We start from the raw sequence: 24,731 nt of genomic DNA, 5'->3' as shown, positions 1-24,731 counted from the left end.
GCCTCTCAGGCCTTCACGTCATCCCATTCCGGGTGGCGCTTGAATGCGGCCGCCACATAGCTGCAATCGGGCGCGATCCTGAAGTTGTTTTCCCGCGCGTCCGCGACCAGCGCCTCCACCAGACGCCCTGCGACACCGCGCCCGCCGATGGCTTCGGGCACCAGAGTATGGTCCGCATGGCGCACCGGGCCTTCCTGCGTCCAGGTCAGGCGGCCGATATGTTCGCTGTCCGCCAGGTGCGCGTGATATTCTCCGGTCGATCCGAATTCGTGCTTGGTAATGGTGACGCCGACCATGGGGCGGTTCTCCTTTTTAGCATTCGCTTGACGCGCCTGAATTGCGCTTACAGGGCATATGGTCATGCAGTTCATGTCCGACAACACCGCCGCCGTTCATCCCGCCGTCTGGAAGGCGATGATGGACGCCGACGCGCCCGATGCGCCTTACGACAACGACGCGCTGAGCGGGCGCCTCGACGCCACGTTTTCCGCGCTGTTCGGGCGGGAGTGCGCGGTGCTCTGGGTGGCGAGCGGGACGGCCGCGAACTGCCTTGCGCTGGCCGCCATGGTGCCGCCGCACGGCGCCGTCGTCTGCCACCGCGAGGCGCATATCGAGATGGACGAGGCGGGCGCGCCGGGCTTCTTTCTCCACGGCGCCAAGCTGCTGCTGGCGCAGGGGCAGAGTGCGCGGGTCACGCCTGAGACTCTGGCCGCCGTGATCGATCCGATCCGCGACGACGTGCATCAGGTCCAGCCTCACGCGATCTCGATCACGCAGGCCAGCGAATACGGCTGCGTCTACCGGCCCGATGAAGTTGCCGCCATCGCCGCCTTTGCCAAGGCGCGCGGTCTTGGCCTGCACATGGACGGGGCGCGCTTCGCCAATGCCGTGGCGCATCTTGGCTGTTCACCGGCTGCGGCCGCCGGCGCGGTCGATGCGCTCAGCTTCGGCTTCGTCAAGAACGGCGGCATGAGCGCGGAGGCCATCGTCTTCTTCGATGTCGAGGCCGCCCGAACGATCCGTTACCGTCGCAAGCGGGCCGGGCACCTGCAATCGAAGGGGCGCTTCATGGCTGCGCAGATCCTTGCGATGCTGGAAGACGACCTGTGGCTCGATAATGCGAGGGCCGCCAATGCCGCCGCCGCCGCGATCGCCGGGGCTGTTCCGGATCGCCTGCTCCATCCGGTGGAAGCGAACGAGATTTTCCTTACCTGCACCGCGGCCGAGCGCGATGCGCTGCGCGGGCAGGGCTTCGCCTTCTACGACTGGGGCGCCGATGCCGCGCGGCTGGTGACGTCGTGGGACGCGAAGGGGGCGCACGTGTCCGCGCTCGTCAGGGCACTGGAGGCGCTGTGACCGCCGCTACCGCAACGCAGGAGCCCGCTTCGCGCGGGAAGGTGATCTTCGCCTTCCTTGTCGTCACCGCGATCTGGGGGTCGACCTGGCTGGTGATCAAGGATCAGGTCGGGGCAGTGCCGCCGACATGGTCGATCACGTACCGTTTCGCGCTGGCCGGGGTGGGAATGCTGGTGCTGGCGCTGCTGCGGCGCGACAGTCTGCGTCTGTCCCGGCAGGGCATGGGGCTGGCGCTGCTGGTCGGGCTCAGCCAGTTCGTGTGCAATTTCCAGTTCGTCTATCAGGCCGAAATCCATCTGACGTCCGGGCTGGTGGCGGTGTGCTATGCGCTGCTGATGCTGCCCAATGCGGTGCTGGCGCGGGTTTTCCTTGGTCAGAAAGTGACGCCGGGCTTCGTCGCGGGATCGCTGGTGGCGATCGTGGGCATCGCGCTGCTGATGGTCCACGAATATCGCAGCGCCCCGCCCGAAGGCAGGGTAGCGCTGGGCGTGCTGATGACTTGCGCAGGCATCCTCAGCGCCTCTACCGCCAACATCCTGCAGGGGACGAAGCTGGGCCGGTCGCAGCCGATGGTGCCGATGCTGGCATGGGCTATGCTGTTGGGCGCGGCTATCGACGCCGGCTGGAGCCTTGCCACGGTGGGGGCGCCGGTGATGGAAACCCGCTGGGAATATCTGGCCGGAATTGCCTACCTTGCCATCGCCGGGTCGGTGGTGACTTTCCCGCTCTATTTCATGCTGATCCGCGAACTTGGCCCCGGTCGCGCGGCGTACAACGGCGTTGCGGTGCCGGTTGTGGCGATGGCGCTTTCGACCCTGTTCGAAGGCTATCGATGGACCGGACTTGCCATCGGCGGCGCCGTGCTGGCGCTGGCGGGGTTAGTGATCGCGCTGGTCGCGCGCAAGCGCGGCTAGCCCTTCGACGTAAGTGGGATAGCGCGGCCGCCAGCCCAGCACACGCCTTGCCTTGCCGTTCGCAACGCGCCGGTTCTCCGCATAGAACGCCCGTGCCATTGGGGAGAGCTGCGCTTCCTCAAGCCCCAGCAGCGGCGGCAGCGGCGCGCCGGTCAGGCGGCAGGCTTCTTCCACGACCCAATTCTGCGGACAGGGCAGGTCGTCGGCAAGGTTGTAGGCCCCCGCACTGGCCCCGATCCCGGCCAGCACGCCGGCCGCGATATCCTCTGCGTGGACGCGGCTGAACACCTGCCCCGGCAGGTCTATCCGGTGGGCGCGGTCTTGGGCTACGCGCTCCAGCATCGAACGGCCGGGGCCGTAGATCCCCGGCAGACGATAGACCCTTGCACCCATGGCCAGCCATTCCGCGTCCGCCTCGGCCCGCGCGGTGCGGCGGCCGGTGCCGGTGCCCGAGACGACAGGTGCGCTTTCGTCCACCCAGGCCCCTCCGGTGTCGCCGTAGACCCCGGTGGAGGAGAGATACGAAAGCGCCTTCCCTTTCAGCGCATTCCCATAGCGTTCGAGCACGAAATCCAGCGGCTCGCCGCGCCCTTCGCTGCCCGGCGGGACGCAGGAGAGGACGTGATCCGCATCCGCCAGAGCCAGCCGAACGCTGCCCTCGTCGTCGAAGGCAAGGGTGCCCTCGCTGCCGGTGGAGATCACTTCCCAGCCCTGCGCCTCGAACAGCGTGGCGATGAAACCGGCGGTATAGCCGAGACCGAAGATGAACAGGCGGCGCATGGCAAGCTAACTAGCCGAGGTCTCGCATCATGCCCACCCCGCCCGCAGCCTGACCGACTATGACGATTCCCCGGCTGGCAATCGGCTGCCGACGCTCTAAGTAACAGGCATGGATATCGCCAGCAGACCTTCCGAGCCCGTCGAGAACACCCAGATCGCCGACGCCGCGCCGCCGCCCGCAGCGCCCCCGGTGATCCGACGCGAGGATTACCTGCCGCCCGCATGGCTGGTGCCCGAAGTCGCGCTCGATTTCCGCCTCGGCCTTGATGCCACGCATGTCACCGCCAAGCTGTCGGTCAACCGCAACGCCGCAGGAAACGGGGCTTCCACCCTGCGTCTCAACGGTGACCAGATCGCGCCGCTGGCGGTCCGGGTGGACGGGAAGGACGTCAACGACTGGCGGCTCGACGGCTCCGACCTGCTCGTGGAACTGAGCGGCGATACGCATGTGGTCGAGGTTGAAACCGCGCTCAATCCGGCCACGAACAGCCAGCTCATGGGCCTGTACGCCTCGGGCGGGATGCTCTGTACCCAGTGCGAGGCGGAAGGGTTCCGCCGTATCACCTTCTTCCCCGACCGGCCGGATGTGCTGTCCACCTACACCGTGCGGATGAGCGGGCCGAAGGCGCAGTTCCCTATCCTTCTCGCCAACGGCAACTGCACTGCCAGCGGCGATGGCGAAGATGGTGCGCACTGGGCCGAATGGCACGATCCCTGGCCCAAGCCGAGCTACCTCTTCGCGCTGGTGGCGGGCGATCTGGTGGCCAACGCCGCGCACTTCACGACGATGGGCGGCCGCAAGGTGGACCTCAACATCTGGGTCCGGCCGGGGGATGAGGACCGCACTCAGCACGCGATGGATTCGCTGATCAATTCGATGAAGTGGGACGAGGAAGCATTCGGCCGCGAATACGACCTTGATCTGTTCAATATCGTCGCCGTGTCCGACTACAACATGGGTGCGATGGAGAACAAGGGCCTCAATATCTTCAATACCCGCTACGTCCTTGCCGACCCCGAGACGGCGACCGACGGCGATTACGATGCGGTAGAGGGGGTGATCGGCCACGAATACTTCCACAACTGGTCGGGCAATCGCGTAACCTGTCGTGACTGGTTCCAGCTGAGCCTCAAGGAAGGTTTCACCGTCCTTCGCGATCAGCTGTTCAGCGCCGACATGGGCAGCGAGGCGGTCAAGCGGATCGAGGACGTGCGCGTCCTGCGGATCGCCCAGTTCCCTGAGGATTCCGGCCCGCTGGCCCATCCGATCCGTCCCGATTCCTATCAGGAAATCAGCAACTTCTACACCGCAACCGTCTATAACAAGGGCGCCGAGGTGATCCGCATGATGCGCACCATGGCGGGCGTGGAACGGTTCCGCCAGGGCACCGACCTCTATTTCGACCGCCATGACGGAGAAGCCGCCACCTGCGAGGACTTCGTCAAGGCGATCGAGGACGGCGCCGGGCTGGACCTTGCGCAATTCCGCCTCTGGTACTCGCAGGCAGGCACGCCGCAGGTTGCCGCACAACTGGTACACAACGGCACTCAGGCGGTACTCACGCTCACCCAGTCCGTACCTGCAACGCCCGGACAGCCCGAAAAGCAGGCCATGCCGATCCCCTTGCGCGTTGCCCTGTTCGACCGCGAAACCGGCACCCATTCGGGCGAGCAGCTGATCGTCTTCGACAAGGCGAGCGACACCTTCACCTTCGATGGCTTCGCCCATCCGCCGGTGCTGTCTATCAACCGCGGCTTCTCCGCCCCCGTCGCGATCGAGTTCGAGCGGGACAGTGCAGACCTCGTGTTCCTGGCAGCGCATGACGACGATCCCTTCGCCCGCTACGAGGCGATGCAGGGCCTTGTCGTCCAGCACCTTGTCGCAGCGGTTTCGGGCAAGCTTGACGACGCCGCGCGCGATGAGGGCCGCGCGGCGATCGGCGCGGCTTACGGTGCGGTGATCGCCGACCCGGCGCTTGACGACCTGATGCGCGGCGAACTGATGATCCTGCCCGCCGAGACCTACCTTGCCGAACAGCTGGCGGTGTCGGACCCCGGCGCGATCCATGCCGAGCGCGAGGCGCTGAAGGCATGGCTGGGCCGGGAACTGGCCGGGCCGCTCAAAGTCCTGCACGACCGCGCGGTGGCCGTGCCCTATTCGCGCGAGGCAGCGGCCCGCGGCGCCCGCAAGATCAAGACTCAGGCGCTGGTGCTCATCGCCTCGGGCGATCCGGCAGAGGGCGCGCGCCGTGCTTTCGCGCAGTACAATGCGGCCGACAACATGACCGACCGTCAGGGCGCGCTCATGGTCCTCGCCAGCCTCGATGCGCCCGAACGTGAAACCGCGCTGGCCGATTTCCACGATCGCTACGAGGGCAATGCGCTTGTCATCGACAAGTGGTTCTCGCTGCAGGCGGGTGCGCTGAACCCGAAGGTGCTGGAGCATATCGCGGCGCTGGCCAAGCACCCGGACTTCACCATGACCAACCCCAACCGCGTGCGCGCGCTCTACATGGCGGCGGCGGTCAACCCGCGCGCGTTCCATGACGAAAGCGGCGAGGGTTATCGCATGATCGGCGACCTGATCCGCCGGCTTGACCCGATCAACGCGCAGACGGCGGCACGCTTCGTGCCCTCGCTGGGTCGCTGGCGCCGGATCGAGCCGGTCCGCGCCGCGATGATGCGCGCCGAACTGGAGCGGATCGCCGCGATGCCCGAACTTTCGCGCGACGTGCGCGAACAGGTGTCCAAGTCCCTTGGCTGAATCGGTAGAAGTCAATCGCGCTACCTTGCTTGATGGTATTCCCCATGGCTTCCTCGGCCGCCGTGGTGGTGTCAGCGAGGGTGAGGTCGCGGGCCTCAACGTCGGGCGCGGATCGGGCGATGACCTTGATCTTGTCGAGCGCAACCGCGCGCTGGCGGCCGGCGCGGTGCTTCCGGGCGCGCGGCTGGTCACGGTCTATCAGGTCCACTCGGCCGATTGCGTCACGCTGGGCGGCGAACCGTGGCCGGAGGACGCCCCGGTCGATCAGCGGCCCAAGGCCGACGCCATCGTCACCGATCGTCCCGGCGCGGTGCTGGGCATCCTCACCGCAGACTGCGCGCCGGTGCTCTTCGCCGATCGTGAGGCGGGGGTGATCGGCGCGGCCCATGCCGGATGGCGCGGTGCGATCGGCGGCATCACCGATTCCACGATCGCGGCCATGGAGGCGCTGGGCGCCCGCCGGACAAGTATCGTGGCGGCGGTAGGGCCATGCATCGCGCAGGACTCCTACGAAGTCGACGCTGCCTTCCGTGAGCGTTTCCTGACCGACGATCTGCCCAATGCGCGCTTCTTCCGGGAAGGGCGAACGGACCATTTTCAGTTCGATCTTGAAGGCTATGTCCTGTGTCGCCTGCGTCTTGCGGGGATTAGCCGCGTCGAGGGGCTTCGGATGGATACGTATGCCGAGACGGAGCGGTTCTATTCGTTCCGCCGCGCAACTCACCGGGGCGAGCTGAGCTACGGGCGGCAGATTTCCCTGATCGGCCTATAGTTCACCGCCCATCGGGCAGCAATTTACTTCCCGCTCACCCGATTTCAGCCTGTTACAGTACCTTGCCTTGACCAAAATCAAGGTTGGCAGGGCCGACGTTCCTGTATAACAGAAACCCCAAAGTCGGGAGATTCATGGGTTTTGGCCCATGTTTCGTGAGCCGGCACGGGGGATACCAGGATACCATTCGGTCTGATAGACCTCCTGCCGCACCTCCGGCAGAGAGGGTTGTCGAAAGCAAGGCAAGGGCAAACATGGCAGAAACAGAGGGCGTAAGGCGGCGCGATTTCATCAACATCGCCGCAGTCAGCGCTGCAGGCGTTGCAGGAATCGGGATCGTCGTCCCGCTCGTGAGCCAGATGTCGGCATCGGCCGATGTTCTCGCGGCATCTTCCACCGAAATTGATATCTCGGCTATCCAGCCCGGCCAGGCGATCAAGGCGGTATTTCGCAAGCAGCCGGTCTTCGTGCGCAACCTGACGCCCAAGGAAATCGCCGAGGCGAACGCGGTCGACGCGTCCTCGCTGCGCGATCCCCAGACGCTGGAAGAGCGCACCAAGGAAGGCAAGGAAAACTGGCTCATCACCATGGGTGTCTGCACCCACCTGGGCTGTGTGCCGCTCGGCGCCGGCGAGGGTGAAGTGAAGGGTGAGTTCGGCGGCTACTTCTGCCCCTGCCACGGTTCGTCGTATGACACCGCCGCCCGTATCCGTAAGGGCCCCGCGCCCAAGAACCTTGAGGTTCCGGACTACACCTTCAGCTCCGACACCGTCGTCAAGATCGGCTGAGCCCAAGAGAGAGGATCAAGAACATGAGCTTTCCCTGGGTAAAGCACTATACCCCCGCGCATCCCTTCATGAAGTGGATGGACGACCGGCTGCCGATCCCGCGCCTCGTCTACAACGCAGTGGGTGGCGGCTATGAAGTGCCGCGCAACCTCAACTATTTCTGGAACTTCGGTTTCCTGGCGGGGCTCTGCCTCGTGCTGCAGATCGTCACCGGCATCGTCATGGCCATGCACTATGCGGCCAACACTGCCGTGGCGTTCGACACAATCGAAATGACCGTGCGCGATGTGAACTGGGGCTGGCTGATGCGCTATGCGCATGCCAACGGCGCCTCGGCCTTCTTCGTCGTCATCTACATCCACATTTTCCGCGGCTTCTACTACGGTTCATACAAGGCGCCGCGCGAAATGGTGTGGCTGCTGGGCGTGGTGATCTTCCTGCTGATGATGGCCACCGCCTTCATGGGCTACGTCCTTCCCTGGGGCCAGATGAGCTTCTGGGGCGCCAAGGTCATCACCGGCCTGTTCGGCGCGATCCCCTTCGTGGGCGAGCCGCTGCAGCAGTGGCTGCTGGGCGGTTTCGCGCCTGATAACGCCGCGCTCAACCGCTTCTTCTCGCTCCACTACCTGCTGCCGTTTGTGATCCTGGGCGTGGTGATCCTGCACATCTGGGCGCTGCACATTCCCGGCTCGTCGAACCCGACCGGCGTGGAAGTGAAGTCCAGCTCGGACACGGTGCCGTTCTATCCCTTCTATGTGGCCAAGGACGGCTGGGCGATCGGCGTCTTCGCGATCCTCTTCGCGATCGCGGTGTTCTACTTCCCCAACGCGCTGGGCCACCCGGACAACTACATTCCGGCCAACCCGATGAGCACGCCGGCGCATATCGTGCCCGAATGGTACTTCTGGCCGTTCTACGCGATCCTTCGCGCCTTCACGCAGGACTTCTTCTTCATCCCGGCCAAGCTGATGGGCGTGCTCGCCATGTTCGGCGCGATCCTGGTGTGGTTCTTCCTGCCCTGGCTGGACAAGTCGCCGGTGCGTTCGGGCGGCTATCGCCCGCTGTACCGCAAGTTCTTCTTCTTCGGCCTGATCCCGGCGATGGCGGTGCTGTTCTACTGCGGCGGCGCTCCGGCGGCGGAGCCTTACGTGATGTTCAGCCAGCTGGCGGCGCTTTACTACTTCGCGCACTTCCTGATCATCATCCCGGTGGTTTCGGCCATCGAGAAGCCGCTGCCGCTGCCGTTCTCGATCACCGAAGCCGTGCTCGGCAAGGATGACGAAGCGCAGCTTTCCGTCCCCGCCGCCCCGGCTTCGGCCGTCTGATCCAGCCAGAACGAAAGACGAAAGACATGGCACGCATTCTCTCGATCCTCGTCGGGCTGTTCTTCACGGTCGCGCTGGCGTGGTCGTTCGGCAAGGGCGCCTACACGCAGATCACCGAGCCGCCCGCCGCCACGGCGGAGCACGAGTTCCACCTGCATCCAAAGGAACTGCACCTCGCCAGCGATGGCCCCTTCGGCAAGTTCGACAAGCAGCAGCTGCAGCGCGGCTTCCAGGTCTACAAGGAAGTCTGTTCGGCCTGCCACTCGCTCAGCCACGTCGCCTTCCGCGATCTGGAGCAGCTGGGCTATTCCGAAGGTCAGGTGAAGACGATCGCGGCGGGCTTCCAGGTTCCCGGCGTCGATCCCACCACCGGAGAGGCAAACACCCGTCCGGGCACCGCGACGGACTACTTCCCCAAGCCCTTCGCCAACGACATCGCAGCGCGCGCGGCGAACAACAATGCGATCCCGCCGGACCTCTCGCTGATGGCCAAGGCCCGCCACGACGGCGCCGCCTACGTCTATTCGCTGCTGACCGGCTTCCAGGCACAGCCCGCCGAGCTGCTGAAGGAATTCCCGGATTCCAAGACCCCCGCGGGCCTGCACTACAACCCCTACTTCGCGAACCTCAACCTCGCGATGGCACCGCCGCTTACGGGTGACGGGCAGGTAGAATACGGCCCCGGCAACCCCAAGCCGACGGTGGAGCAGATGTCGAAGGACGTCTCCGCGTTCCTCGTCTGGACCGCCGAACCCAAGCTGGAAAAGCGCAACCAGACCGGTTTCGCCGTGGTGCTCTTCCTGATCTTCGCGACCGTGCTGGGATATATGTCCTACCGGAACATCTGGGCCGGCAAGAAGCACTGACGTGAAGCCTTCACCCTGCTAAGGGCTCCGGCGCCCCGCCATCCAGGTGATGGCGGGGCGCTTCGTTTTTGGAATGCCGGAGAATTGCCCGTGACCGTCGAAGACCTGCGCCAGCTGGTGCGCACGATCCCAGACTTCCCCAAGCCCGGAATCCTGTTCCGCGACGTGACGACGCTGATCGGTGACGGTCCCGGCTTCGCGGCGGCGGTGGGCCACATGGCGGCGCGCGCAGAGGCGGCCGGCGCACAGGTGATCGCCGGGATCGAGGCGCGCGGCTTCGTATTTGGCGCGGCGATGGCGGCGCGCATGGGCCTGCCTTTCGTGCCGGTGCGCAAGCCGGGCAAGCTGCCCGTGCCGGTCCTCGCCATCGACTATGCGCTGGAATACGGCACCGATACGCTGGAGGTCGATCCGGGGGCGGTGCCGGACGGTGCGCGCGTGGTGGTGGTCGATGACCTTATCGCCACCGGCGGCACAGCGCTGGCGGCGGTCGAACTGCTGCGCCGGGCGGGAGGCAGCGTCGTCCACTCCCTCTTCGCCATCGACCTGCCTGACCTTGGCGGTGCCGACCGGCTGCGCGCGGCCGGTGTACCCGCCGATGCGCTGCTGGCGTTCGACGGGCATTGAGGCGGCATTGCAAGGTTCAGGCGGGAAGCGCGTCGGTCGCCTTCCTGCCGCCCTTCTTCGCGCCGCCTTCCGGCTCTTGCGCCAGAAGGCCCTGCACGGTCTTCGATGTAGCGACGGTGCCCAGTTCGGTCAGCGCGAAGACGTTCGCCTCGATATAGGCAAGGTCGTATAGGTAATTGACCATTACGCCGTGCGCCTGTTTCTGCCCGTTGGCGGACAAGTCGGCATTGGCATGGATGGCCTCAAGCCGGGCGCCGTTGCCCAGGTGAAAGCGCGCGACCGGGTCGAGCGGCTGGTTGCCCTTTCCTTTCGCCTCGACAAGATAGTGCGCAGCCAGTCGCCGCAGTTCCTGCGCGCCGGGCGCGGCATGCTCGCCGTTCCCGCCCTTCTCCTTATCCAACCACTTCGCGAAGCCCGGCAGTGGCGAAAGCGTGGCGAAAGTCTTGAGGTGCGGCAGTTCCTCCTGCAGCTGCCCGACCACGCGCTTGATAAGGTGGTTGCCGAAGGGAATGCCCTTGAGCCCAACCTGACAGTTGCTGATCGAATAGAAGATCGCGCAACTGGCATCGCGCGGCGCGGTCGTCTCGCGCTGCTCCGAGATGATATCGTGGATCGAGCCGGGCACCTGCGGGGTCAGCGCGACTTCCACGAAGATCAGCGGATCGTCGCGCATCTGGGGGTGGAAAAAGCCGTAGCAGCGCCTGTCGACCGGCTCGACCCGGCGGCGCAGGTCATCCCAGCCCTGAATCTGGTGCACCGCCTCATAGCGGATGATGCGTTCGAGAAGTTGCGCCGAACCGTCCCACCCGATGCGGCGCAGTTCGAGGAACCCGGCGTTGAACCATGCGGTGAAGGCGCTTTCCAGGTCACGGTCAAGCGCGGCAAGGCCGGGCGTGGAGGTCGCGCGCGGGACCGCCAGCAGATCCTCGCGCAAGTCGATCAGCCGCCGGGTGCCTTGCGGGGCAAGGTTGAGCTGGTTGATCAGCCGGCGGCTGGGCGATTTGCTGGCGACATGAAGCGCGAGAGCGGCAGCTTCGTCCCGCTCGTCGTTCCAGCGGGCAATCGCCTGATCGATGGCCTTCGCGTCGGCGGGGTGAAGATCGTGGACCTTGCTCAGAAACTCCTGCCGCGTGGCGATATCGCTGGCTTCGTAAAGGTCGAAGAACGCGCAGGCCAGCGCCGGCCCGGAAGCGCGTCCGCGCAGCGAAAGCAGGGCGTCGGCAAGATCGAGCAGGCTCTCGCCCGGCCGGGGCGCGACGCCGATCCCGCGCAGCAGCTTGCCGACGCCCGAATGCATCAGCAGGTCAAGCGGGCTGCGCCGCCGTGCGGAAGCTGCTTCTGCGGGCGTGTGCGTCCGGGGCGTGTTCATGATGACCTCGTTCTCGTCGACAGACTGAGGCGACGAAGCTATCATCGCAGCCGGGCTGAGAGAATACGTTGAAGCGCGAGGCGGCGAGGCGTGGAGCGGGTATGGCTCCAGCGCTGAAAGCACACTTTGTCCGGCAGATAAGTGCGAGGATATGCAAGACAGGCGTTGACGGCAGTGCCTTGCCCGTGGCAAGCGCCTCCAACGAAGCGGAGGCTGGGCACCACGGGCCTTTCGCAAGCGGCTCTATCGAGCGGGTATAGCTTAGTGGTAAAGCTCCAGCCTTCCAAGCTGGCTATGCGGGTTCGATTCCCGCTACCCGCTCCAAGCCTCTCCAACGTCCTGAAAACACGCAGAAATCCGCCAATCAGCGGTCAATTTCGCGCGTCTGGGTCACAGAGGTGGGTCACACCGATCACTGTGATGCTGCGGTATCCTCCGAGAATTCCGCGAAAAATAGCCGTCCCCAGTGGGTCACAACAGGAGGGCACAAACGGTCAATTCGCGGACTGTCCCGGCGCGGTTCGATCTACCAGTTCCGTGTACGCGTACCGGTCGATCTCAGGGCTGCAATGGGGCGGTCGCATATCAAACGGTCGTTGAAGACCGACAGCCTCGATGTGTTTATACGTCTCTGCCGGTTGGCAGCCTCGGAAATCGAGGTGTTGTTCGAGCGTATCCGGCAGAAATTGGGGATGCCGTTCGACCCGCGACTTTTGCCTCCAGATCGCGAAGGCGTGGATGGAGGAGCGTGCGAGGGCATCCTCAAGACCACGGAGCCTCCACTCATGAAACGGGTTGGCGACGATTCAGAATCCGGTACAAGCCTGTCGGAGATATATGACCGATATCTAGCCGATCCCACGCGCAAGCGGTCGGCGAGGACGATGCTGGCTTACAGCACGACCCGAAAGATTGTAGAGGATGTGCTCGGCGGTTCCACGCCTATCGGGGCAATCACACGAGATGCCTGTCGATACCTGCTGGAGACTCTCAGGTGGCTGCCGGTGAACTACGGCAAGAAGTATGGCGGAATGACCGTGGAGGCCGCCGTGGCGCTGGCGAAAGCGGATGGCGATATAAGGACCATTAATGTGACGAACTTGAACGCCTATATGGCGCGGTTTGCCACTATGATGAACTTGGCCGTTGCGGAGGAGCACATCCGTCGAAATCCAGCCCGTGGCCTCCAGATAGCGGAGATGGTCCACCCGCAAGATCGGCGCAAGCCATTCGCGACGTGGCAATTACAGCGAATCTTTGCTGCCCCAATTGACCTGCCCCCCGGCGGTCCCTCGATCATAACGAGAGTCTTGCGGTTGAATATTCCGCCATGCTCGCCTGCACAAGCGCGTCGGGCGTGATGCTATCGTCCTGCACGAACGTCCGACGCGCTTGTGCAGGCGTTCGATTTCCCAACGAAGAGTGGGGCCGAACATGGTTGTAGTCGTAGCGCCAGATGGCCAGCTTCCGGCGGGCGTCAGCCAAGCTGTCGAACAGCTCCTCGTTGAGCAGCTCATCGCGCAATGAGCCGTTGAAGCTCTCGATGAAGCCGTTCTGCTGGGGCTTTCCGGGATCGATGTAATGCCACTCGACCTTGTTCTGGCTGGCCCATTGCAGGATCGCCCGGCTCGTAAATTCAGTGCCATTGTCACTGACAATGCAAGCAGGTTTCCCGTGCAGGCGAACCAGCGCATCCAGTTCGCGCGCCACCCGAGCCCCGAGATGCTGGTATCCGCGGCCAAGCACAGGTTCTCCCGACAGCAATCATCGTTGATCGCCAGAATCCTGAACTTGCGCGACGCGCCAAACGTATCGGCGACAAAGTCCATCGACCAGCGGTCACCAGGACGAAGTGCTCCCGGCACCGGCGTCCGGCTGCCTCGGGCGCGCTTGCGGCCGCGTCGTCGGCGTACAGACAAGCCTTCTTCCCGATATAGCCGGTAGAGCTTCTTGTGGTTCATGCTCATGCCCTTGCGCTCCAGCATGACGCCGATCCGGCGATAGCCGAACCGACGGCGCTGCCCTGCGATCTCCCGCATGGCTTCGCGGATCGCTCCGTGGTCCGGCGGGCGTTCGCGCCTGACCGTCTTGGGATCGACGCCAATCAGCACGCAGGCCCGGCGCTGTGAGACCTGGTAGTCCCGTATCACGCCGAGCGCCACGTCGCGCCGCTGGCCCGGCGTCGTCAGCCTTTTCCCAGCAGGTCTTTCAGGATCGCGTTGTCCAGCATGCTGTCGGCTAGGAGCCGCTTCAGCTTGCCGTTTTCGTCCTCCAACTGCCGCAACCGATGGGCATCGGAAACCTCCATGCCGCCATACTTCGCCTTCAGCTTGTAAAAGGTCGCCGTGCTCAGCCCGTGCTTCCGGCAAACCTCGACCGTTGGAAGCCCTGCCTCCTGTTCCTTGATCATCCCGATGATCTGCGCCTCGGTGAAACGGCTCTTCCTCATGCGTCTGCTCCTTCTCGTGGGCAAACTCTACATCAGAATGAGGGACCTTTCGGGGGGCAGGTCACAATCTATGTCGGATGCCGAGATGAGCAGACCGGTTATGCGATTCCGGGTACGGTGGTCGCGAGCGGTGCCCGCTTCTGGGTGCCGCTCATTGGACTGTTCACCGGGATGAGATTGAACGAGATTTGCCAGCTTGATGTTTCTGACGTCCGAATTCTTGAGGGCATTGCGTGCTTCGTAGTGACCGAGGAAAGCGGTATCGGCACACGTGACAAATCGCTTAAAACAAAAACGAGCGCGCGGATTGTCCCGGTCCACCCAGTACTCCACGAAATCGGGTTCATGAATTTTGCTGAGAAAAGGAAGTGCTCGGGGGAGGCTAAGTTATTTGATGACATCCCCGCCGGAGCGCGGGGTTTTCGGTCGATTGCATTCTCGCGCTGGTTTTCTCGCTTTCTTGTAAGCGCTGGCGCAAAAGCACCACTCACCTGTTATCATTCGTTTCGGCATGGCTTCAGGGATGCAGCACGCAATGCGCGTATTGACCGGGATATTGCACTTACCCTCGGTGGATGGATCACTAGTGGTAGCCAAAGTGAGGCGGCAGATAGCTATGGAACCGGGTATCGGCCGCACGTCCTTTTCGAGGCCATCTCGCTTATCGAATACTCCGGATTGGATCTCTCGGTTCTCCTGCACGGGGGGGGGGGCTGACATGCTCGATTGAGCTTGCACCTTGACGTCTGCCGATCAAATTATCAGACGACCGTCGTCAAGGAGGGCCTATGGACGAAGCATGGATTAAGGCTGCAACGTTGGCTCACGTTCGCACAGCGAACGGTCGGCGTCGAAAGCCGATTGTCACGGCAGAGTTCACGCTGGGTAGTAGCGGTGTGCGAGCAGACCTAGCGATCTTTGCAGATACGACAATCGGGTTGGAAATCATAACTGCCAAGGATTCCTTCCGCCGTCTTCCATCGCAAATGAGTGCGTATGCGCGTTATTTCCAACATGTCGTCGCCGTCATTGCGCCGTGTCATCTGAAAAACGTGCGAGCCGAATACCTTTGCGGCGCATCGTTATGGACGTACGACGACGGTTCACTCTAGGTCGTCACAGAGGGGAAGACCAGGGGCACGAATGTCCCACGCCCACTGTTCTGATGCTCATACTGCAGTTCGGTTCGCCATCGTCGGGCAAAAGCCGCAACCCGGTTGTAAGAGCCATCATATCCCAGCTTTACCAGATCGGCGTGCAACTGCTTAGCGGTCCGCTTCTGTTTGCGGGACAGGCCGGTCCGGCGCTTGATCTCCCGAATGGGGATCTTCTGCCGGAAATGCCAACGGCGGATCACACTGAGTAAGTCCATGTCGATCGCTCCACGACCCTCCGACTGGCAGCTGGAAGGCAGGAAAACATGGGTCAATTCTCAGCGGAAACTTATAGCCTTCCCGGATCACTTCTCAGTGGCAATCAACACCCTGTAACGGCAGAGCACGACCAGCCGTGTCCGGAAAAAGACGTATACCCGATTGCACCTCATTGTGCAGCGCGGTATAGTCCCTTAGGAAGGCATCGGACTACGATTGGACGATTCTGGCAAGATTTTGGCGTAAGGGTGTTGGAACCCGGAAGGCGAATGAGCATTTCATGCAATCTTATAATGTTGTGTCAACTTACGAGAAGTTGATCTTCTCTTGAATGATTGTATCCGTGTTGCGTGGCTTGTGTACAACTAGTTAAAATCATTCTTTGATTGTATTCCTTGTTCGGTTGTCATCTTGCGCATTGCGCAAAGTCGTGCTTGGATGTCCAGATGATCAATTCGTTCGGCAGTTTGAGGGAAAAGCACTGGCTGCTTCGCGATTGATGAACAGGAAAAGATCTTCCTCCGCTCCGGTCAGAAGCCCGGTCCATGGCCGCGCGCGCACCAGGCCGACGACGCAGTTCGTGCAGTTGGCGGCCATCTTGCTGGTCGGTATCCTGCTGGGCGGGGGCGGCGTGAATGCTGCATTCTCAAACCTTGTTGTGCAACTTGCCGCGATCTTGTGCATCGCATTGAATGGCAGGGTGTTCGGAGGCTTCGCGCGCGAGGCGCCGCGGTATCTGGTTGCCCTGCTGGCGCTGACCCTGCTGCTGCCGTTGCTTCAGATGTTGTCGCTTCCTCCCGCGATCTGGCGCGCGCTGCCGGGGAGGGATCTCATTTCTGAATCGCTGTCGCTAATCGGCAAGCCGGATGCGTGGTTCCCGATGACCGTCGATCTGCGGCGTACTGCAATCGCCTTTGCGGCAATGCTGCCTCCGCTGCTGATCATCGTGATGGGGTACCGCCTGTCGCATCGCGAGAGGCAGTTGCTGCTGGGCGCCATCGCCCTTGCCGGGGTGTTCTGCGTGTTGCTGGGGCTGCCGCAGCTGGCGAGCAACAACCATCTTTTCGTGTTCTATGCAGAGACTTACGGTCTGCACAACCTGCACGGGCTGTTCGCGAACCGCAACACGACCGCGTTGTTCCTCGACATTGCACTGGTGGCGCTGGTGTTTGCGGTGCCGGCAGGCCGGATGAAGGCGGGGGCAATGCTGGCGATCGCCATATGCGGATTGCTGCTTGTCGTGGGCATCGTGCTGACGGGATCGCGATCGGGCATCGGCATCGCTCTGGTGCCGGTGGTATGCGCGCTCGCGCGCATCTACATCGCTTATCGGGGCCTGATCCGGCGCAAGCATGTGGTAATGACCGTGCTGGCGGGCGTAGTTGCGCTGGTTGGTGCAGCAAGCGTCGTTTCGCAAAGCGGACGCCTGCAGCGCAGCTTCGATCGCTTTGAATCGCTGGAAGATGCCCGGCCCGCAATCTGGAGCGATACGCGTAACGTAATCGACCGCTACTGGCCGGTGGGAAGCGGGATCGGCACCTTCGACGAAGTTTTCCAGGTCGACGAATCTCTCGAGACGCTGTCCTTTGGACGTGCCCGCCGAGCGCACAATGACCTGCTGGAAATCTCTGTTGAGTCAGGCATTTTCGGTTTGTTGTTGCTGGTTGGCTGGCTGGTGCTGGTCGTTTGGGAAACCGTGCGATCATGGCACGCTCGTGAGGGCACCAGTGTTGCACCGATCGTCGTTTTCGCGATGCTTCTCATGCAATCAACGGTAGACTATCCATTGCGCAATCAGGCTATGCTATGCGTGGCAAGTGCGATGCTTGCCATGATGTTGAGCCGCAGTCGCAGCGTTCACCGAAGGGATTCGAACGAGACGGAATAGAATTTTTGCGCAGAGATTAGGTTTTAGACCATAGGCTGTCCCTGGGTTGTGATAAGCCCGATCTCGAAGCAGGCATAATGGCATTTCTTCGTGAGTTCAGTCGCTGTCGAGCTCGTTTGAGTGGCGGGGGTAAATTTTGAAAGACACAGTGTCCGCAGAGCGCCTGTTTGGAGCGGGAGCCGATAGTTCGGCTTCCGATTCGGGCCTCGAAGTCAACTTCAAGAAATATATAGCCATCATTCGCCGGAATGCCGTTCTGATGGCTGCGACGGCTGCGAGCGTGGTGGTGCTCGGCGTGATCGTCACCATGCTGATTACGCCTGAATATGACGCGCAAGCGCAGGTTCTGGTGCAAGATCAGGCCGATCAGATCATTGAGGGCAGCGATCTCCAGCGCGCTGGTGCTTCGTGGGACACGGACCGCTTTCTGCAAACCCAGGTGGGCATTCTGCAGAGTCGCTCATTGGCCCGCCGGGTAATCGAGGCCGGCGGTTTTGACCGTGATGCGGGCTTCTTCGATGCCGTGGGTTCCAGCATGCCCACGGACGAGGACTTGGCTGACAAGGGCTTCGTGAAGAAGCAGTTTGCGACTGCCCGGCGCGATCTTGCCATCGAGGCGCTGATGAAGGCGCTTGCCATCAAGCTGCCGGTGAACAGCCGGATCATTGCGATTACCGTAAGTAGCCGCAGCCCCGAATATGCGGCGCGGCTTGCGAACTTGTATGCTGAGCGCTACATCGACGGCAATCTGCGCCAGAAGTACGATAGCAGTTCGTACGCACGCAAATTTCTGGCGGATCAGCTGGACGAAGCTCGGATAAAGGTGACGCAGTCGGAGCGTGACCTCAACCATTACGCCCGTGCGGCGGGTCTCATTCGTGTCGCCAGCCAGAACGATGGGGCCAAGTCGGATACCGAACTTTCGGTTACGAGCAGCACGCTGGTCCAGTTGAATGACGCCGCGTCGAAGGCCACTGCGGACCGCATCGCTGCCGAAGACCGTTGGCAGGCCGTTTCGGGCGCCGCCCCTCTTTCCATCAGCGAGGTGAACAGCAATCAGGCGGTTCAGTCGTTGGTGAGTTCGAAGGTCAAGGCGGAGGCCGAGCTTGCCGACGCAAAATCCCGCTATCTGGACAATGCTCCGCAAGTTAAGGCGAAGAGCGTCCAGGTTGCCGAGCTTGATCGCCGCATCAACTCTCTGGCTGACTCCATTAAGAAGTCTTCCTACCTCGATTATCAGGCCGCAGCGGAGCGAGAACAATCGCTGGTTTCCAAGGTGGAGTCGCTTCAGGAAGAGGCGCTGAACGAGCAGGATCGTGGCGTTCAGTATTCCGTTCTCAAGCGCATCGCGGATACCAATCGCGCGCTTTATGATACGCTGCTTTCGCGCTATAACCAGATCAACGCGACTTCCGGTGCGGCGGTGAATAACATCGCACTGATTGACCAGGCTGAAGTGCCGACGAAGCCGTCGTCACCCAAGCTCATCATCAATATTCTGGCGTCGATCATTCTGGGTGCCCTTGTCGCCGGTCTGGCGGCACTGCTTCGCGAAATACTCGACGGTTCCATCCGTTCGCCCGAAGATGTCGAGGCGAAGGTCGGGCTCCCGCTGCTGGGTCTCATCCCGCTTGAAGAAAAGCGCGACCTTACCGACGCGCTCGACGATCGTCGTTCAGGTGTGGGTGAAGCCTATAGCTCGCTGGTCACCAACCTTCGCTATTCCACCGCGAACGGCCTGCCTCCGCTGCTCATGATCACGAGTTCGCGTGAATCGGAAGGCAAGTCCACGACTGCCCGCGCGATTGCGAACGAGGTCGCTCGCCTCGGCAAGCGTGTCCTGCTGGTCGACGCCGATCTTCGTCGTCCGACGCTGCACCACCATCTGAGCGAACGGTCTCAGTCGGGTCTTGCCGATTATCTGACCAACCAGAAGACCTTCGATGAGATCGTGATACCTTCCGGCATCGAGAATCTCAGCTACGTCACCGCATTGCCCATGCCGCCGGAACCGGCGTTGCTGCTTGGCGGCGAGGGTGTGGCCGGCTTCGTTGCGGAAGCACGGGCACGTTACGACCTCATCATCCTGGACAGCCCGCCGCTGCTGGGTCTTTCCGACTCCGCGCTGTTGGCTACCCATGCGGACAGCGTGCTGTTCGTGATCGATGCTTCGGTCTTCCATCGCGGCGCGGTGAAGTCGGCGTTGCGCCGCCTGAATCTGGTGAACGCCAAGATCCTGGGTGTCGTCCTCAACCGCTTCAACCCCAAGAACGCCGGAGACGGGCACAGCTACTACGCCTACGACACGTACTATTCGTATGGAAATTCGGGCAACTAAGGCGTGAGCAAGCTTCGAATGCCCGGCCTCGTCAGGATCATCTGGTTCGTATCGTGGCTTGCCGTCGCGATGGCGGCGGCGGGCTTCGAATTTGATCGCGCTTCCAAGCGAAATTCGGGCCTGGCGCGATACGTCCCTTCGATGTTTCGCGGGGCCGCATTCGAAGCAACTGCCAATGCCGCCTACGCGCGCGGGGCTAATGATGAAGGTGTGCGCCTTGCACGGGAAATGGTTCTACGCCGTCCCATTCCTGCCGAAGGGCTATCTCTGGTTGCCCTCGGTGCGCTACGCAACGGTGATGACGATAAGGCGCTGAAGGCCCTGCTGCTGTCCGCTGCCAGAGGCTGGCGAGACAGCTTTACTCAGGCCACCGTCGCGCGGCTGGCGATGAACGGTGGGGAATGGGAAGTTGCTGCTCAGCGGATCATGGCAATGTGGCGCAAAGGCGACACGGGTGATGAACTGAACCGGCTGACGACAGAGTTGCTTGCTCAGCCCGAAGGACTTGCCGCCTTTCAGTTCTTGGTCGGACGGGAGGCTGCCTGGACCAATCCGCTGTTGCGGCTGGCGGCTGTGACCCTTTCTCCCAAAGCCATGGCGTCTTTGGCGGCCACCTTCCGTGATCGGGGGGCCAGCATCAATTGTCCGGGCCTAACCGATACGGCGGGGGCGATTATTCGTGCGGGTTACGGACCGACGATCGAGGCGCTCTGGAGCGGGGCGTGCGGCCTTCAGGGGCAGGCCGCCAAGCGAAACGCCGGGTTCGTCAATGGTGATGACGATGCAAGTGGTCCGTTTGGCTGGAAATACCCTGTAGCCGCAGCGCTCAGTCGGGAGTTCGTCGAGCATGAAGGCGTCAGTGCCATAAGGTATGAAAACAGCGATCCTTTCCAGAAGGTTGTCGCCAGCAGGTATGCGCTGATGCGTCCGGGGGCGCACGACATTGTATTCAATGGTCGTGTAGAAGGTGCGTCGCCGAAATTTCAAGTTATCTGCTTCGTGCAGGAAAAGCAGATCAAGTTCGCCGAATTCACGATTGGTTCGCAGGCGACGCGGATCAACATCCCGATCGGTTGCGAGAGTCAACTCATCAAGATCCAGGCTGGCAGAGGGCGCGGCGAACTGGCCGCAGTTCAGATGTCGATGGAATAGCCGGCAGACATAGTAAAACACTGTGAGGGGGCTGAATGCTGTTGGGCCGTCGGGCACTCCTGTGGAGTGTGGGCGTCCATTCCAGCCGTCAATGCAAGGGATTGCTACATGAGTACCAAGTCGATTGCCGATGGTGCGGCGGATGCCCCCCCTTCCATTCTTCTGTGTGGTGAAACGTTCAGCAACAATCTTGGCGATGGGGTGATTGCACACTGCGTCGAGTATCTGGTGAAGCAGGTAATCCCGGCTGCGAGAGTAAACCATCTTGATCTGGCGGGCCGCACGCGGATACCGGATGCGGGTACCGTTGGCGCTCCGGGCGCCCGTAAGCGTTCGGTGCGTTCGCCTTACCTGCGGATGGCGAAAGTCCTTGCACGTTGGAGCCTGCGTAGCCGCAAGGCGCTGCAGCAAAAATACCATGCGGCATTTTCTGGAGGCACCGACCTTGTGATCCTCAACGGTGGACATCTGTTCATCGACAATGATCTGAATTTTCCGCTGAAGCTGCGGCTGTTGTGTTCCATCGCGTCGAAGAAGTCTGTTCCCGTTGTGGCCAATGCTTGCGGATGTTCAAGTAACTGGAGCCGTCTGGGGCGCTCGGTGATCCGCGATGCCCTGAATAATCCCTGGTTCAAGCGAGCGTCGTTTCGCGACGTGGAATCGGCACAGAAGTTTCGCGCGCTTGGGCCGCGGCAGGATCTTGGCGTAGCCGTCACGGCCGATCCGGCATTCTGGTCGGCGGATGCCTTTGGGGTCACTCGCCCGGCGGCGCGTGCGAACAGGATCGGCATCTGCATTACCCATCCGGGGGCGCTGCAGAAGCATTCTGCGGCTTCGGACAGGTTCGAAGATGCCGATGTGTTCGATTTCTTCGTGAACACGATCGAGCGACTGGCGGCCGATGGAAAGCATCTGGTATTATTCACGAACGGCGATCCGCCGGACGAACGTTTTCTGGACAGCGTTGTGTCGAGTCCGCGACTGGCGCAGTTCGGGGATTTTCTGAAGCGCGAACGGTGCGGCAGCCCTGATGCATTGGTGCGCCTGATCGCGGGCTTCGATGTGGTGATCGCGCATCGGCTTCATGCGAATATCATCGCGTTTTCGTTGGGTGTACCTAGCATCGGGTTGATCTGGGACGCCAAGGTCCGCGATTTCGCCAAGCTCAGCGGTCGTGCGAACATGTATATCGAGCCTGGCGACCAACGTTCCGTGGGGCCGGTTCTTGATCGGTTGAAGCATGCCCTGACGGAGGAAGTCGACCTTTCTGCGCTGGCGCGCCTCAAGGAATTGGCACTTCGCGATATCGAAGCTGCGGTATCGCCTTTCGCAAGCGTCCGGGACTCCCATGTCCAGTAAGCTGGATGCGCAAGTTCTCAAGAACATCGTGCGCACGCTCGTTCGAATGGCGCTTGCCACCCTTGTCGGGCTGGGGACTTCGGTTATCGTGGCGCGGCAACTCGGACCGGGGGGCAATGGCCTTTATGCTCTGGCGACCTTACTGCCGGTAACGCTGGGCACGTTGACCAACGGCGGTGTTATCTATTCAAACGTGTTTTTCCTGGCCAATGGAAAGACAGGACTGCGGCAGGCCCTGCCGATGAACTTTATTCTGTGGGCTATCCTTTCGGTCCTTGGGGTGGCGGGATTCTTTGGATATCAGGAGATATTCGGCGAGGAGATCAAGGATTCGGCGGTTGCTCTGGCGGGCATCTGTTCCTTTCCGCCATACTTGCTGCAGTTGTTCCTATCGAGCCTCATTCAGGGGCGTCAGGATTTTCGTTACCACAGCTACGCAACTCTGGCGCCTGTCGTGTTGTGCTTTGTCTTCCTGCTCATATCCTACTCGGCAGGGTACCGCAGCGCTGCCTATGCCGTCGCGTGCTATGGCGCATCGATGGCGGTTGCATCGGTTTTGACCTTTTATTTCCTGATCAAGCTTCTGCGCGCAGAACCGAGCGAAAAGCGGGAATTGGACGAATTCTTCACGAAGTATTTCCGGTACGGCGTATTCTCTTATATCGGGAATATCTTTGCACTCGTCCATCAAAGGATAAACTATTATTTTGTCACGATATTTCTTGGGCTGACCGGGGTTGGGGTATTTGCGATAGCGACGCAAATCGCGGAGCGTCTTCTGGTGCTGACAACTGCGGTTACTACCGTCGCCTTGCCGCGCCTTGCGAGCGACTACGGGGAGAGCAACGGAGCACAGTTGACCGCGCAGTTGTGCCGGCTCACCTTCCAGCTTTCCGTTGTCGCCGCATTCGTTCTGGCGGTGCTGGCGCAGATTTTCCTGCATGAGATTTTCGGCGCCAATTTCGCAGGTGCGCTGCTGCCGCTGCAGATACTGCTGGCGGGCAGCGCGTTCGTGGCGGTAACCCGAATATTGGCCAATGATTTCACCGCGCGCGGTCGTCCGCAGTTGAATGTGTCTACGGCATTCATTCCTGTCCTGGTGAACATTGCCGCATGCCTGCTGCTTATCCCGAAATTCGGACTGAACGGCGCCGCATGGGCGACATTCATTTCGTCGACGGCGAATCTTGCGGTTAAGATGCGGATATTCTCGAAGATTTCGGATGTACCGTACTGGAATACCCTGTGGCCCAAGCTTGAGGATTTTCGCATGTACATGGGGCTGCTTCGTCGCTTCTTTCCGAGAGGGATCAATGCTTATTAAGTGCCTTGGACCGGTTGCCCGGCTTTCGTTCGGTGCTGCCACTGCGGCGACCGCTCTGGTTTCGACGCAGGCTCGTGCGGAGTTCGGCGTGCAACTGCCAACCAAGCAGTTCGACGACCGCTCCCTAGATCTCGCATCGGATGCAGGGTTCTCGTTCATCCGACAGGGGTTCTATTGGAACACGACGGAGGTCAAACCCGGTGTCTACGACTGGAGCTTCTACGACACTGTTGTCGACAAGCTGAGATCGCGCGGGATGCATGCCTACTTCACCGTCTACGGCGGCAACAACCTGTATGACGGTGGTGGCTTGCCGACGGGCGGCGCATCGCAGAAGGCATTCCTGCGCTGGCTGGCCGCAGCTGCAGAACACTTTAAGGGGCGTGGCGTAGTCTGGGAGATCTGGAACGAACCCAACGTCCCTAGATTCTGGGGCGGTCGCCCGGATGCGGTCAAGTTTGCTGAATTCTCAGCACGGGCTTGCAAGTCCATTCGCGATGTCGATAGCGGCGCCGAGGTCATCGGCGGCGCCCTGGCTACGCGAAACCAGGCCACGTTTCTGCGTCCGCTGGCGGCTACCGGGTGCTTCTCGCGTATCGCCATTCACCCTTATCGCGGCAGCGCGCCGGGAACATTTCTTGGCGATCTGCCTAAGCTGCGCAAGGCATATCCGGGCGTGGATTTCGTGCTGGGCGAATGGGGCTATCCCTCAGGAGGTCCGCGAAGCGTGACCAGGGATGTTCAGAGTGTCTATGCCGCGCAGATGATGGCCGTCGGCCTTGTCAGCGGCAGCAAGGCAACGGTCTGGTACAGCCTGATGGACAGGGATGCGAATGCGCAGGACCGCGAAAGCAACTTTGGTCTGGTGGATCACGCGTACCGGCCCAAGGCGGGCTACGCGGAAATTTCGGATTTCCTGCATAGCGTGAAGGGCTGGTCGGTTGCTGGCACTTGTTCGGGTGTCGGCCCCGGGGCCCATGCCTACCTGCTGAGGAATGGCAACGCGAAGTTCGCGGTCCTGGCGTGGTCGGATGGACCACCCCGGCCACTTCGCCTGTCGCTTGCGTCGCCGAAGGGGGCTGCTGCAGTCTCGATCAATGCGACGGTCAAGCCTGTGATCAAGCCGGTGGAGGCAGGCGCCGTGACGGCGTGCGCGGCGTGGGGGAACTAGCTCACAGAAAAGGGGCTTGGCGGGCAGGTTCGACCCATGCCTGACGCTCTTGGGTGTGGCTGTCGTAGCGAGTTTATATCTACCGACATAATGCTCCGTGAGAGTCTTATGTCGGT

General features: G+C 61.9%; 20 protein-coding genes, 1 tRNA gene and 2 pseudogenes. 18 read left to right on the top strand and 5 right to left on the bottom strand.

The annotated features are described in order from the left end of the window. Positions 1-5 precede the first annotated feature (5 nt). Positions 6-296: a GNAT family N-acetyltransferase gene (locus A8V01_RS15275; RefSeq protein ID WP_103096679.1), complete on the bottom strand. Its 291-nt coding sequence runs from the start codon at positions 294-296 to the stop codon at positions 6-8. Between the two features lie 64 nt (positions 297-360). On the opposite strand from A8V01_RS15275, the gene A8V01_RS15270 reads away from it, so the two are divergent. Beyond that, positions 361-1,356 carry a threonine aldolase family protein gene (locus A8V01_RS15270; RefSeq protein WP_103096763.1) on the top strand — a complete coding sequence of 332 codons (996 nt, stop codon included), beginning with the start codon at positions 361-363 and terminating at the stop codon, positions 1,354-1,356. Next, positions 1,353-2,270 (top strand): DMT family transporter, encoded by a 918-nt coding sequence (locus tag A8V01_RS15265; protein ID WP_103096678.1) that lies wholly within the window; start codon positions 1,353-1,355, stop codon positions 2,268-2,270. Before A8V01_RS15270 ends, A8V01_RS15265 begins: the two co-directional genes overlap by 4 nt. Here the strand turns inward: A8V01_RS15265 and A8V01_RS15260 are convergent. After that, positions 2,235-3,050, bottom strand: coding sequence for a Rossmann-fold NAD(P)-binding domain-containing protein (locus A8V01_RS15260; protein ID WP_103096677.1), 816 nt, complete (start codon positions 3,048-3,050; stop codon positions 2,235-2,237). The two genes, A8V01_RS15265 and A8V01_RS15260, sit on opposite strands and share 36 nt — an antisense overlap. A gap of 109 nt (positions 3,051-3,159) precedes the next feature. On the opposite strand from A8V01_RS15260, the gene pepN reads away from it, so the two are divergent. The 6 genes from pepN (at position 3,160) to A8V01_RS15230 (ending at position 10,192) form a co-directional block, all read left to right on the top strand. Continuing rightward, positions 3,160-5,814, top strand: a complete 2,655-nt coding sequence (gene pepN, locus A8V01_RS15255; protein ID WP_103096676.1) for an aminopeptidase N — start codon at positions 3,160-3,162, stop codon at positions 5,812-5,814. Then, complete coding sequence (gene pgeF / locus A8V01_RS15250; protein WP_103096675.1) at positions 5,807-6,586, top strand: peptidoglycan editing factor PgeF; 780 nt, start codon at positions 5,807-5,809, stop codon at positions 6,584-6,586. The genes pepN and pgeF overlap by 8 nt, the downstream gene beginning before the upstream one ends. 254 nt (positions 6,587-6,840) lie before the next feature. Beyond that, positions 6,841-7,374 (top strand): ubiquinol-cytochrome c reductase iron-sulfur subunit, encoded by a 534-nt coding sequence (gene petA, locus A8V01_RS15245; RefSeq protein WP_103096674.1) that lies wholly within the window; start codon positions 6,841-6,843, stop codon positions 7,372-7,374. A 23-nt stretch (positions 7,375-7,397) separates the two neighbouring features. Beyond that, positions 7,398-8,699, top strand: a complete 1,302-nt coding sequence (locus A8V01_RS15240) for a cytochrome b (protein WP_103096673.1) — start codon at positions 7,398-7,400, stop codon at positions 8,697-8,699. 26 nt (positions 8,700-8,725) lie between these two features. Next, positions 8,726-9,565 (top strand): cytochrome c1, encoded by an 840-nt coding sequence (locus A8V01_RS15235; RefSeq protein WP_103096672.1) that lies wholly within the window; start codon positions 8,726-8,728, stop codon positions 9,563-9,565. 90 nt (positions 9,566-9,655) lie between these two features. After that, a complete protein-coding gene (locus tag A8V01_RS15230) occupies positions 9,656-10,192 on the top strand; it encodes an adenine phosphoribosyltransferase (protein ID WP_103096671.1) in 537 nt (178 codons plus the stop codon). Positions 10,193-10,208: 16 nt separating this feature from the next. Here the strand turns inward: A8V01_RS15230 and A8V01_RS15225 are convergent, their stop codons facing one another. After that, positions 10,209-11,561 carry a malonyl-CoA decarboxylase gene (locus A8V01_RS15225; RefSeq protein ID WP_103096762.1) on the bottom strand — a complete coding sequence of 451 codons (1,353 nt, stop codon included), beginning with the start codon at positions 11,559-11,561 and terminating at the stop codon, positions 10,209-10,211. Positions 11,562-11,811: 250 nt separating this feature from the next. Here A8V01_RS15225 and A8V01_RS15220 point away from each other — a divergent pair. Both A8V01_RS15220 and A8V01_RS15215 read left to right on the top strand, forming a co-directional pair. Continuing rightward, positions 11,812-11,885: transfer RNA gene (locus A8V01_RS15220), tRNA-Gly, on the top strand. A gap of 74 nt (positions 11,886-11,959) precedes the next feature. Beyond that, the gene (locus A8V01_RS15215) at positions 11,960-12,922 is read left to right on the top strand and encodes a DUF6538 domain-containing protein (RefSeq protein ID WP_342747391.1); all 963 of its coding nucleotides are present in this window, start codon (positions 11,960-11,962) and stop codon (positions 12,920-12,922) included. Here the strand turns inward: A8V01_RS15215 and A8V01_RS29270 are convergent. Continuing rightward, positions 12,858-14,010: pseudogene (locus A8V01_RS29270) on the bottom strand (IS3 family transposase). The gene A8V01_RS15215 and the pseudogene A8V01_RS29270 overlap by 65 nt on opposite strands. Positions 14,011-14,181: 171 nt before the next feature. Here A8V01_RS29270 and A8V01_RS15205 point away from each other — a divergent pair. Further along, the gene (locus tag A8V01_RS15205) at positions 14,182-14,727 is read left to right on the top strand and encodes a site-specific integrase (RefSeq protein WP_146037277.1); all 546 of its coding nucleotides are present in this window, start codon (positions 14,182-14,184) and stop codon (positions 14,725-14,727) included. A 71-nt stretch (positions 14,728-14,798) separates the two neighbouring features. After that, a complete protein-coding gene (locus tag A8V01_RS28235; protein WP_146037276.1) occupies positions 14,799-15,122 on the top strand; it encodes a hypothetical protein in 324 nt (107 codons plus the stop codon). 14 nt (positions 15,123-15,136) lie between these two features. On the opposite strand, the pseudogene A8V01_RS15200 reads toward A8V01_RS28235, so the two are convergent. Further along, positions 15,137-15,382: pseudogene (locus A8V01_RS15200) on the bottom strand (IS21 family transposase); the annotation flags it as partial. A 599-nt stretch (positions 15,383-15,981) separates the two neighbouring features. On the opposite strand from A8V01_RS15200, the gene A8V01_RS15195 reads away from it, so the two are divergent. From A8V01_RS15195 to A8V01_RS15170, 6 genes are all read left to right on the top strand, one after another. Then, the gene (locus A8V01_RS15195) at positions 15,982-17,271 is read left to right on the top strand and encodes an O-antigen ligase family protein (protein WP_170065945.1); all 1,290 of its coding nucleotides are present in this window, start codon (positions 15,982-15,984) and stop codon (positions 17,269-17,271) included. Between the two features lie 148 nt (positions 17,272-17,419). After that, positions 17,420-19,609 carry a GumC family protein gene (locus A8V01_RS15190; RefSeq protein WP_281256506.1) on the top strand — a complete coding sequence of 730 codons (2,190 nt, stop codon included), beginning with the start codon at positions 17,420-17,422 and terminating at the stop codon, positions 19,607-19,609. Between the two features lie 3 nt (positions 19,610-19,612). Then, complete coding sequence (locus A8V01_RS15185) at positions 19,613-20,761, top strand: hypothetical protein (RefSeq protein WP_146037274.1); 1,149 nt, start codon at positions 19,613-19,615, stop codon at positions 20,759-20,761. Positions 20,762-20,869: 108 nt separating this feature from the next. Continuing rightward, entirely contained in the window at positions 20,870-22,120 is a 1,251-nt protein-coding gene (locus A8V01_RS15180) for a polysaccharide pyruvyl transferase family protein (RefSeq protein WP_103096665.1), read from the top strand. Beyond that, positions 22,110-23,444 (top strand): oligosaccharide flippase family protein, encoded by a 1,335-nt coding sequence (locus A8V01_RS15175; RefSeq protein WP_103096664.1) that lies wholly within the window; start codon positions 22,110-22,112, stop codon positions 23,442-23,444. Before A8V01_RS15180 ends, A8V01_RS15175 begins: the two co-directional genes overlap by 11 nt. Further along, positions 23,434-24,615, top strand: a complete 1,182-nt coding sequence (locus A8V01_RS15170) for a hypothetical protein (protein ID WP_103096663.1) — start codon at positions 23,434-23,436, stop codon at positions 24,613-24,615. Before A8V01_RS15175 ends, A8V01_RS15170 begins: the two co-directional genes overlap by 11 nt. Positions 24,616-24,731 lie beyond the last annotated feature (116 nt).

This window comes from Novosphingobium guangzhouense, assembly GCF_002896965.1.
Classification (GTDB): Bacteria; Pseudomonadota; Alphaproteobacteria; order Sphingomonadales; family Sphingomonadaceae; genus Novosphingobium; species Novosphingobium guangzhouense.
This window is presented reverse-complemented; position numbering and strand designations above follow the sequence as displayed.

What these genes read in the sequence shown, in the direction of transcription:
- A8V01_RS15275 (WP_103096679.1), bottom strand. Translation starts at nt 296, where the DNA reads ATGGTCGGCGTCACCATTACCAAGCACGAATTCGGATCGACCGGAGAA.
- A8V01_RS15270 (WP_103096763.1), top strand. Translation starts at nt 361, where the DNA reads ATGCAGTTCATGTCCGACAACACCGCCGCCGTTCATCCCGCCGTCTGG.
- A8V01_RS15260 (WP_103096677.1), bottom strand. Translation starts at nt 3,050, where the DNA reads ATGCGCCGCCTGTTCATCTTCGGTCTCGGCTATACCGCCGGTTTCATC.
- pepN (WP_103096676.1), top strand. Translation starts at nt 3,160, where the DNA reads ATGGATATCGCCAGCAGACCTTCCGAGCCCGTCGAGAACACCCAGATC.
- petA (WP_103096674.1), top strand. Translation starts at nt 6,841, where the DNA reads ATGGCAGAAACAGAGGGCGTAAGGCGGCGCGATTTCATCAACATCGCC.
- A8V01_RS15240 (WP_103096673.1), top strand. Translation starts at nt 7,398, where the DNA reads ATGAGCTTTCCCTGGGTAAAGCACTATACCCCCGCGCATCCCTTCATG.
- A8V01_RS15235 (WP_103096672.1), top strand. Translation starts at nt 8,726, where the DNA reads ATGGCACGCATTCTCTCGATCCTCGTCGGGCTGTTCTTCACGGTCGCG.
- A8V01_RS15225 (WP_103096762.1), bottom strand. Translation starts at nt 11,561, where the DNA reads ATGAACACGCCCCGGACGCACACGCCCGCAGAAGCAGCTTCCGCACGG.
- A8V01_RS15205 (WP_146037277.1), top strand. Translation starts at nt 14,182, where the DNA reads ATGAGATTGAACGAGATTTGCCAGCTTGATGTTTCTGACGTCCGAATT.
- A8V01_RS28235 (WP_146037276.1), top strand. Translation starts at nt 14,799, where the DNA reads ATGGACGAAGCATGGATTAAGGCTGCAACGTTGGCTCACGTTCGCACA.
- A8V01_RS15180 (WP_103096665.1), top strand. Translation starts at nt 20,870, where the DNA reads ATGAGTACCAAGTCGATTGCCGATGGTGCGGCGGATGCCCCCCCTTCC.
- A8V01_RS15175 (WP_103096664.1), top strand. Translation starts at nt 22,110, where the DNA reads ATGTCCAGTAAGCTGGATGCGCAAGTTCTCAAGAACATCGTGCGCACG.
- A8V01_RS15170 (WP_103096663.1), top strand. Translation starts at nt 23,434, where the DNA reads ATGCTTATTAAGTGCCTTGGACCGGTTGCCCGGCTTTCGTTCGGTGCT.